This window comes from Dapis purpurea BLCC-M126 (genome assembly GCF_050015975.1).
GTDB lineage: Bacteria > Cyanobacteriota > Cyanobacteriia > Cyanobacteriales > Microcoleaceae > Trichodesmium.
In genome coordinates this window covers 1-10,565 of record NZ_JBNHER010000318.1, presented here as the reverse complement: position 1 = coordinate 10,565, position 10,565 = coordinate 1, and the positions used below count along the sequence as shown (strand labels likewise).

Here is a 10,565-nt window from a genome sequence, read left to right as displayed (position 1 = left end):
GCTTAAGAGGTTAGCGATCGCCTAATTTTTTAGAGATACCAAATGGGTTCTATAAGGAAATCTTTTTAATTGATAATGAAAACTATCTCTAATTATCAATTGTCAATTATCCATTGGTAAAGGGAGGCTTTTAACCTAAATTATTTAATTAATAATTATTCAGTAAGAGGCATTTATCAGTTATCATACCAAATCCAATGATCGATAACTGATAAAAAGTTTTTGTTTGTAGTAGGGTTTTAGCCCTATAGAACCCATTTGAGATCTATATAATTATGCTAGTCTTGTCTTTTCGTGCATCAAGAATGAGGAAAAATTATCTCAAGGAGTGTTGAATTTTTTTTATTATTTCTCCCCACATCTTCCCTCTTTCCTCTTACCTCCTGTCTCCTGTCTTCCCCTCCCAGTTCCCCTCCTCGGAGGGGCGGGGGTGGGTTGGGTTAGGGGTTGGTTGTCTCCTGTCTCCTAACTAACGCGCATATTTATAAAGATACGCTTAGGGGTTCTATATATATTATAATTAAAGCTCTACTACGAGCTTTAATTAAACTGTTCACCCTGACATGATATCATACCAAATCTCAAAATTGTTGCTACATTTTGTTAATAATAGGGAGTAGAGAAATGAGATATAGTATATCTTCGCTTAATGTCTAGAATTCTTAAAAACATTACTGAACATTACTTCTTACTTAATTTTTTAACCCCGATATGCTAAAAACCGATCGCTAGTCAATCTGATCCAACCATTCATTAATTTCCTCAATCAAGGATGTACTATCTTGAATATTCATTGCTTTATCTAGTTGATATTTATTATTTTGAGATTGAACTATCACTTGATAACCTGATTCAAATTTAGATGCTAAAACCTGTACAATATCTCTAGTATTTCCGTGGCTTTTTCCGTAAGTCAAATCCAATAAATGTCGTTCTGTCCGAAAAGAATTATGGTCAAAATAAATATAATTCTTTTCTCCAAATAAGATAAATATCCCCGCTAAAATCAGTATAAAGAACAAAATTCCATAAACAGGATTAGTTAGCAGTAATCCCACAAATATACAAAAAATCGCACCGAACATTCCAGAACCTTGAATTTCTCTTAAACTAGGTGCATGAGTATAGATTTCCATCATCTCTGGAGATTTATTAATAGTAATAATAATGCTTAAGTTGAGAGGATTTTTTTGAGGTGTAACTAACGGTTGAAGTTTTGGTTTTGAGTCTAGGGATGTCAAAGCTTCACGGGCATTTTCAAAGCGACTGCCTAAATCCATTTCTGTGATTTTATTAATCCAAGTTGCGAAGTTAGGATTAATATCAACTTTGTCGGAAAATTGAATCTGATAATTTTTTTGTGGTAAATCTACAGGGGGAGTTCCGGTTAGTAAATGAATTAAAGTAGCTCCTAAAGCATATAAATCTGAAGCTGGTACTGCTCTACCCCAAAATTGTTCTAGGGGAGCATAACCGCTAGTTCCAATAATAGTAAAAGTTACTCCCTGAGCATTACCTTGAGATTGTACTGCACCAAAATCTACTAAATAAATTTGTTGGTCTGCACCCATAATTAAATTACTGGGTTTAATATCTCGATGCAAAACGGGAGGCTCTAGTTCGTGGAGGTAAATCAGAATTTCTAATACTTCTTTGGCAATTTTTTTGACATCTTCTTCTGTGAATTTTTTCTCTCTATCTAATAATTCTTGGAGGGAAAAACCAGGAATATAATCTTGCACTAATGCAAACCAAGGTAAACCTGAATTTTCTTCTTTTTCTAAGGAAAAATGATCGCGATAACGAGGGATATGGGGATGATTTAGAGCTTGTAAAGTTTTGGCTTCTGTCTCAAATAAATTTAATTCTTGTCCTAATATTTCGGGGCTATAAGCTAACATTTTGAGAGTTACTTGTTCTTGCAGTTGGGAGTCAAATGCTAGCCAAGTTTTGCGGCCTGCCACAGTACGTCCTAGTTGTTTTTGTAGTTGGTAACGTTCTTTTAAAATTTGTCCGGGAGTTAACATAATTAAGTTAAAAGTTGATAGTAATCTCAATACTATCTAGTCATAATAGCGTAAGTGGTATGACACGCCTAAGTAGTTTATTACCTTGCCAGTTTCCGAGCCTGACTATTGGACAATAGTTGAATTAATTATCAAAAGTGAATCATCAGGCGATCGCTACCTTGTCAGTTTCCGAGCCTGACTATTGAACAATAGTTAAATTAATCAGGACTTACGCAGAACCACCTTATGTGTTAGGGGCGAATGGCATTCGCCCTGTGCGGATAGCGTATTGTCTAAGAATTTGCGTAAGTCCTGTTAATTATCAATAGTGAGATAGAAAGCTAGTGCAGGATGACGGAAATAAGTGACCAGTAACAAAATACTCAAAGCCTTACCAATCAAAACTTCTGAATTCTGAATTCTGACTTCCGCGTAGCGGTACTAGAGATTTCAACAACTCTTTCATTATCAATTATCAATTATCCATTATCCATTATTAGCTAGCCAGTTTTCCAAGTCTGCTATTGTTGCTAAATCAAAAATTTCTTCACCTAAAATATCTAATTTTTCCAAAGATAATTGTTCTATCTGAGTTTCAATTTCTGGAGATATTTTTCCAAACTTTCGGCGAATTTGACGTAAGATTTGTTTCACTACTCCAATACCAATTCCTTCTTCTCGTCCTTCGTTTCTCGCGAAACTAATTTGTCCTTGTTGATCTCTCATCAACTTTTCCTGTTGCTCTACTTCCTCTAATTCTTTATTGTTTAAGTTGGCTCGATTTGCTATCTTTAATGCTGCTTCTATTTCTGATACTTCTTCCAATGATTCTGGTATTACTTCTAAATTTGGAGCCGACTTAATAAAATATATCCATTTATCACTGAGGGTTTCTAAGGCTGATAATTCTTTTTTAAATTTGGGTAATTCTACAAACATTAATGTTAATTCATCTTCGTAATAAACCGATTCTTTCTCTTCTTTAAATCTGAATTTAGTAATCATTTTATCAATATCCTCAAATAAAACAAAATCGGCGATTGTTAAAGCTATAAAAGGTTGCAACATCATATAACCTTGCCCTACATCTAATTGATTTCCATAAGCTTTGGCTAAGTTATAAATTACTCGTTTTTTAAAGTCTGCTACGTTCAATATTTGCATTTCAATAATGACATTAGAGCCATTATCTAAAAGTGCTTTTACATCAAAATAAGTGTCTTTGATAGTATTAGTAACTCCAGGGTTATAGGGGTTAATAATTTTGAGAGATTGAATAACATTTTGATTGTTATAAACTATGGCATTGAGAAAGCTAATCAGGATTTTTTGACTGTGAACAGAACCAAAGATTTTTTTAAAGGCAAAGTCGGTTTTGGGGCTAATAAATGTCATGGTTATATATTTCCTATAATTTCTATGATTTATGGTATACTATAGATTATAATTTAATCTGAATATTTATGACAACAAATAATCTCAGACAGAAAATATTAGAACGCCTGGAGCCACTATCGGGAGAGCAAGTGAAAAATCTGCTCCGAAAATGGCTAGTAAATTCATCTGGTAATTTAGAATATTTTGAGGAATTACTGATAGATGAATTCGATAAAAAAACAGAGGAATTACTAGATTACGGAGAGATAGATTCAACATTAGATTTTATACCTTTGACGGAAGAGGAAATGATTCAGAAAAGTAAATTAGCCCTTGAAGATTATCGTCGTCGAGGGGTTTCAGTGGCTCATAGTCGGGTGCGGGAATGGGCCGATAGTTTAGGAACGGATGCAGAAAAACCATGCCCGAAATAGTTTGGACAGACAAGGCTGTTGAAGACCTCAACCGTCATTATGAATTAAGGAGTCGATTTAGATTACGACGAAGAGGACTTCATTAGCGATCGCCAAACCCACGAACAACTAGAGCAAGAAGGTAAACTTAAAAATTAATGATAGTTGTCTCGGATACTTCACCCATTTGTTATTTACTACTAATCGGCGAAATTGAACTGTTGCCTCAACTTTACGGACAAGTTATCATTCCTAGAATAGTCGAACAAGAATTATCGGACGAGCGATCGCCTACTGTGGTTAGAAATTGGATTCAAACACCTCCCAAGTGGATAATAGTTGCAGATGTTACGGTTTCTGCGGACAAAGATTTAGATATTCTCAATGCTGGGGAAAAAGCTGCTATTAGTTTGGCTCTCAAGCAAGGAGCAAACTTAATTATAATTGATGAAGCTTTAGGTAGAAAGGTTGCCCGCAATAAAGGATTAAAAGTGACTGGGTTGCTTGGCATTCTTGATCCGAGCAGCTCAACAAAATCTAGTAGATTTCCCCCAAGCTATTGCTGCTCTCAAAGAAACTACTTTTCGTGCTTCATCAAAGTTGATTGAGTCTCTTTTAGATCGGTATTATAGCACTTAATGTTCTGTAGGGAAATGGGGCAGCTCAAAAAAAGCGATCACTCTTTTCATTTGGTTCACCCTTATTTGATGATAAGTTGGATTAATAGAGGTGAGGTTTCTCCGGTTTCTGATTTTTAACTGAGGATGATATCTATGCTGAGTTGCTCAAAAATAGTTGAACTCGATAAAAGTAGATTGAGTAGAACGACAGTGAAACCCAACAACACCTTTGCGTTTTGGGTTGATGTTGGGTTTCGTTACCTCAACTCAACCTACAAATACTAAAGCTCGTTTTAATCCCTAATAGGGATTTTGGTTAGTTTCAACTTTACCGGAGGCGATCGCTTACTCTACATCTATTTTAATGTTTCAATCCCTAATAGGGATTTTGGTTAGTTTCAACAAGCTGCCGAAGGGGTGTTTATCGCTAGTTTCATCAGTTTCAATCCCTAATAGGGATTTTGGTTAGTTTCAACTTTTGAAATTGATTCAATATTATCAAATAATTTCAATTGTTTCAATCCCTAATAGGGATTTTGGTTAGTTTCAACAGAAGATCCTACTAACTTTCAATTGAATTTTGTGTTTCAATCCCTAATAGGGATTTTGGTTAGTTTCAACAAGCGCCTCTAGCTACTTTCAAAGGGCAACTTTGTTTCAATCCCTAATAGGGATTTTGGTTAGTTTCAACCGTAGATGAAAATTCTATTACAGGAAACGGTGAGGGTTTCAATCCCTAATAGGGATTTTGGTTAGTTTCAACTTTAGAGGCTTCTCAGTTAATGCTTCTAGCCGAGCTAGTTTCAATCCCTAATAGGGATTTTGGTTAGTTTCAACTTTTAGAATCAATCTCGGCTTGAATATCCTCCGGAGTTTCAATCCCTAATAGGGATTTTGGTTAGTTTCAACCGATTATAAAGGCCATTTTTAGAAATAGAAGCAATTGTTTCAATCCCTAATAGGGATTTTGGTTAGTTTCAACAATTGAAATCCTTTGAGGTGGAAAAGTCAAAAGGAGGTTTCAATCCCTAATAGGGATTTTGGTTAGTTTCAACGCAGTGATTAAGTCCTCTATTTCCCTTCTGTGATGTTTCAATCCCTAATAGGGATTTTGGTTAGTTTCAACCGTCATGGGTTGCAAAAATAAATGTCAGCACACGGCGTTTCAATCCCTAATAGGGATTTTGGTTAGTTTCAACAAAGTCACCTGAAATAACTTTTCCTAGTTGCCTTGTAAAGTTTCAATCCCTAATAGGGATTTTGGTTAGTTTCAACCAACCAGAAGCAATCATTTTATAAGTAAGGCTTAGGGTTTCAATCCCTAATAGGGATTTTGGTTAGTTTCAACAGGATATTCCCTACCCTTTCACCTCTGCTGTTAACTTGTTTCAATCCCTAATAGGGATTTTGGTTAGTTTCAACATTACCTCTGTGGCAACGTCTCGTTTGTGGTTCAACGTTTCAATCCCTAATAGGGATTTTGGTTAGTTTCAACTTTTAAGAAAATCTCCTTCTTCTAGTTGACATTTCTTGTTTCAATCCCTAATAGGGATTTTGGTTAGTTTCAACAAGAAGCCTTCACTACGTCATCCTCTTTGAGGCCGTTTCAATCCCTAATAGGGATTTTGGTTAGTTTCAACATCCTCTTCAGCGCAGGGGAGATCGTTCCAGAATTCGTTTCAATCCCTAATAGGGATTTTGGTTAGTTTCAACTGCGGACTTTTAGAACCCAGGCTATATTTAATTTTCAAGGTACACTTGCGCGGAACAAGAACGAATATAGCATTTCCAGTCGCAGCTTTGCAAGAGACATTCCCCAAAAAACTCCACAACCCTTGCCATCTCAGGATTTGCCAAATTGCGCGAATCCCATCAAACACCCTATTTAGTTCAAACCAATACCAATACTCAATCTCAGCCATTTTTTTTCAACTCCTCTCTTGTACAGCTACCCATCCGCGCAAATAACCTAATTTCAAATGGCCAATAATTCAAAAATGGCCTTGAAAAAAGTAGGCCATTATAAAATCACTTTTGAATTTTGAATTTTGAATTATTTTGACTTACCCATAACCCTATTCCCATTACCACCATTCCCAATACCATACCAGGTTCAGGCACACTTAAAGGATCTAATGGGTTATTTGGATCAGTTAACTGCTCCTTCCCATCTTCAACTTTGCGGTTAAAACGATCCAATGCTGCTTCTGCACGTTTGAGAGCTTCCCGTTGTTCATCATTAACCAAGACTATCATTGAAGAATAGGGCGTAACTATTTTATAGGTTTTGGCGATCGCGTGAATAGCATCCAACTCCTCCAGAGTATCCAAATTCATTTTTTTACTCAAACCTAAAACTAACTGTTGAGCTGCCAGAGGAGCGAAATTATCTTCTATTGTTTCCTCACTAGATTTTTCTTCCATAAACCAAGCATACCCATCTGCCACACTAACAACTGATTTTCCTAATTTTGATTTTGCCGTCACTTGTTGGAATACTTCAGTAAGTTTTGTCGCCACACCACCCCCACTTTTTTGTATCAATTTTAATGTAGCATCATCATAAGCAGGTGGCATCGCCCCCAAATGCAACATCCATAAAGGAGCAGATAAGTTGGGCATTTCTTGACTGTTATCGGAAAGTTCATAACTACCCTCATCAGTAACCAATATTATTCCATTGTAGCGAGTATCCCCTTGTAACTGGAGAAATTGTTCGAGCATTTCTTGATATTGGAGCGTACCGAAAAATGTAACTTTCTCAGCATCAAACTGACTAATATCATCAATGCGTTCCGGTGGAAAACCAACATCAGTCAAATATATATCTGCATCACCGTTGCCAAAACTCAGGTCTCCCAAACCATTTGCCACCAACCAGTCAATATTCTGTTTTAGTTCTTTAGTTTTAGTTCTCATGCTGTAGGAAGTATCCACAACTACTGCAAACCGTTCGCTTTCTGGTAAAAATTTTTCTGGCGTTACTAAGGGTTGAGCAGAAATTTGATATCCGTTGGCAAAATTTATCTGATGTTGTTGTGGAGTTGTTTGGGCAACTGCGGGAAGACTCGGTGGCAACCATGCTTCTCCATCACTTCTTACAGACTTGGTATTGTAAATTCGTTTGGTGTCTTTATTCCAATAAATATTCCGTTTTTCCGTCAACTCCGGTAAAGCAAAACTATTATCTTTTGCCATTACTTGATAAGTTAACCACAAGTGCATTTTTGTTGGTCTTTCTGAGTTATTTTTTCGTTCCCCTACTGACAACTTTGCTGGTACCGGAAATGCTCGTAAACGATATTGGCGAGGTCCTACTTTTTCCAGCAGTGCAGGATCGACTGGACGTTCTCTTCTTACTTGGGAATTATAGACTTTTTGTGCTGCACCACGGGGGGAAACTTTGAAAGGAAAACGTTGGGCGCGGTTGTCGGTATCCCCTAACCAAATACCTGTAATAACCGCACTTTCTGGGAGGGTAAAATAATAGAGAATTTCTTGGGGCTCAAAGGTTTGATTTTCGTAAATTTCATATAGTTCTATATCTGCCCAATCTCCATTTTCTGTAACATTAATTTCTTGGTTTTTTAGCCAGACTTTTTGTTCCCCAATATTTAATAATCCTGCCTTAACTTCATCTACATTAGCTGTTGACTGAAGAGCATTAAGAATAGCTTTTTGTTCTCCTTTTTGAATGGGCGTATCGAAAAAATTACTGTAGAGTTTTGCTGCCTTTTCTTTATGTTTATCAGAACCTTTATATAAGAAAGGTGACATAAGATGATTGAAGTAATCTTGTAATGTTTGATTAATTGATTCTGGTAAACCAAATGTGCTTCTGTACATGATGCGAATTTGGTTACTTCTGGCAGCCGTACTTAGATAACGATATGAGGATAAATAAGCATTAACTAATCCATCTCTAATTAAATTAGAATTGGCTAAAAGTTCTTGGCGATCGCTCTGACTTCTGACTGGTAAATCTAACATTTGAAAAGCTACAACTTGGGGTTGTTGTTGAAATGAAACAAACAGAATCATCCAGGCAATTATCACAGCTACAGCTCCTTGAAATGTAGGTTTATGCCCATTTTGCAAAGCGAACATTCTCAATATTTTTTGCCCAGAATGAACGTATAAACTGGCCATAGCTGAAGGCATAAAGACAAATAAAGTTGTTGATAAAGCTAATACAAATAAAGATAAAACCAATGTAAAAGCATAGGTAGGAGCGTAAGTTAACTCAGAAATAATTCCTTTAAGCCAGTAAAATGAAAAAAATTCTCGTAACAACATTACAGATACTGGCACAGCATAAAATAGCATTAATATTCCCACATATAAACCAGTTAATAACATCAGAGTGTGGGCAAATAATTGTAACCATGATACTAACGGACTTCTATTAACATAACCATATAAAAGTTCCAGAGAAAATGCGATAATACTAACTAATATTGTCCCTAAAATTAAAGTGCTAGCTTCGGTAAGTTCTCGCAGCACAAATAAACGCAATAAACATAGTAAAAATAAAGGTGCTTCTACACCATAAAATAACCGAATTAATTGTATAGGTTGTTTACGAAAACGCCAGCCACCAAAGATAGTACAAATAGTGGGAATTGCTATTATGCCCATGAAAGTAATCAAAAATTGATTAGGGATTAAACCGGAAAAAGTAGCCTCAATTAAAGAGTATCCAATACTTGGTAAAATCCAGAAATAGACGATTCCTAAAAATGCTACATTCCAGACCCAAAATATACTGTAAAAAGTCAAATGCAAAAATGTTTTTATTTTCATTAAAAAATTCCTTCAAACTATTTATATAGAAAAGTAAAAAAATTCAGTAGTAGACTGATACATATTCAATGATGTGTTACAATTGATTATTAAATGCCTTTCACAGTATAAATTTTAGTCGTCTAACGCACCCTACAAATTTGGGAATAGTAGGGGCGGGTTCAGCGTTAAATTAATGATATCAAAAATTTGATGGGATAAACCCGCCCCATACACCCATCACCTATTTCTATTTTATCCAAAAACTTAACCTATTCATTCTCATTAGGATCGATACTCGCTTCTCGCAATAAATGTTCTAAGCGTTTCGCGGGTTCCTCCGCAACAGTTGCTCGACTTTCTGCTTCTGAAACCCGACTTTCTAATACCTCTAATTGTTGCTGAACTTCAATATAATCTGTAAACGGTTGCCCATCAGGGCGATACAAAATTAATGTTTCTTTTGTTAGCTGAAACTTTATACCCAACCTTAGTAAAACCCAACTATTAATTTCATCAATTATTTCCAGCTAAGGTTCCGAACGCAACCATCCCGTCAAACTATTTTTTTGAGGGTCATAAAGATAATATTCTTCGACTCCATAGCGGTCATAAAATAATAGTTTGCGGTTCATTTATTTGACTGTATTTCCTGGAGAAAGAATCTCAAATACCACCTGTGGAGCAATGTTATTTTCTTTCCATTGCTGATAAGAATCCCGGTCTTATTTTGCCACTCCAAATATTACCATTATATCTGGAGCTTGTCGTAATTTATTATTATTTTCTACTGGATACCAAATTCATTAATTGATAATTGATAATGGATAATTGATAATTAATGAAGCAGTGCAAGGTATTTTCGTCATTGGGACCGACAGATTTTGTGCAGCAGTCCGGAACGGATAGCCATTTCAAATTCTAATTTTTCGTACCTCATGGGTAATATCATGTCCGCTGGTATCGGAGCGTGTAAACCAAAGGGTAAATATCTACAGGAAATTTAAGTTGTTTCGGGGTTAATACCCTTAATTCTAAGAATACTAAAGCTTTCATCCCAAATTTCTGAATTCTAAATTCTAAATTCTGAATTATTACCCTTTTACAATACCGATGCTACCGGACATGATATAAGTCCTGATTACAGCAGTTTCGGAGTTAGTGAGGTTCAGATTTTTAGGACTTTAGGCAACAGGCACTATTGCTACAGGCAACGGATAATATCATGTCCGCTGGTATCGTTTGTGTAAAAGTTAGGGTAAATATCTACAGAAAATTTAAGTTTTTTCCAGCTTTTAAGCCTTCTTCCTTCTTACCGAATTATTAATTATTAATTGTTAATTAAATAATTGTGGTTTAAAGCC

The 10,565-nt window shown here is 35.8% G+C and carries 5 protein-coding genes, 1 pseudogene and 1 CRISPR repeat array; of the genes and pseudogenes, 2 read left to right on the top strand and 4 right to left on the bottom strand.

Annotated features, from left to right (window positions below):
- Positions 1–728 precede the first annotated feature (728 nt).
- Both ACP6PL_RS29405 and ACP6PL_RS29400 read right to left on the bottom strand, forming a co-directional pair.
- Positions 729–2,027 carry a serine/threonine protein kinase gene (locus tag ACP6PL_RS29405; RefSeq protein ID WP_426548903.1) on the bottom strand — a complete coding sequence of 433 codons (1,299 nt, stop codon included), beginning with the start codon at positions 2,025–2,027 and terminating at the stop codon, positions 729–731.
- Positions 2,028–2,495: 468 nt separating this feature from the next.
- Complete coding sequence (locus ACP6PL_RS29400) at positions 2,496–3,404, bottom strand: Rpn family recombination-promoting nuclease/putative transposase (RefSeq protein ID WP_426548902.1); 909 nt, start codon at positions 3,402–3,404, stop codon at positions 2,496–2,498.
- A gap of 68 nt (positions 3,405–3,472) precedes the next feature.
- Here ACP6PL_RS29400 and ACP6PL_RS29395 point away from each other — a divergent pair, with 68 nt between their 5' ends.
- Together ACP6PL_RS29395 and ACP6PL_RS29390 are read left to right on the top strand one after the other, a co-directional pair.
- Positions 3,473–3,820: a hypothetical protein gene (locus tag ACP6PL_RS29395; protein WP_426548900.1), complete on the top strand. Its 348-nt coding sequence runs from the start codon at positions 3,473–3,475 to the stop codon at positions 3,818–3,820.
- A 137-nt stretch (positions 3,821–3,957) separates the two neighbouring features.
- Positions 3,958–4,407, top strand: coding sequence for a PIN domain-containing protein (locus tag ACP6PL_RS29390; RefSeq protein WP_426548899.1), 450 nt, complete (start codon positions 3,958–3,960; stop codon positions 4,405–4,407).
- 302 nt (positions 4,408–4,709) lie between these two features.
- A CRISPR array of direct repeats spans positions 4,710–6,132; the repeat unit is 37 nt; unit sequence GTTTCAATCCCTAATAGGGATTTTGGTTAGTTTCAAC.
- Between the two features lie 315 nt (positions 6,133–6,447).
- Here the strand turns inward: ACP6PL_RS29390 and ACP6PL_RS29385 are convergent.
- A complete protein-coding gene (locus ACP6PL_RS29385; protein WP_426548898.1) occupies positions 6,448–9,222 on the bottom strand; it encodes a TIGR02921 family PEP-CTERM protein in 2,775 nt (924 codons plus the stop codon).
- A 251-nt stretch (positions 9,223–9,473) separates the two neighbouring features.
- Positions 9,474–10,004: pseudogene (locus ACP6PL_RS29380) on the bottom strand (Uma2 family endonuclease); the annotation flags it as partial.
- Positions 10,005–10,565 lie beyond the last annotated feature (561 nt).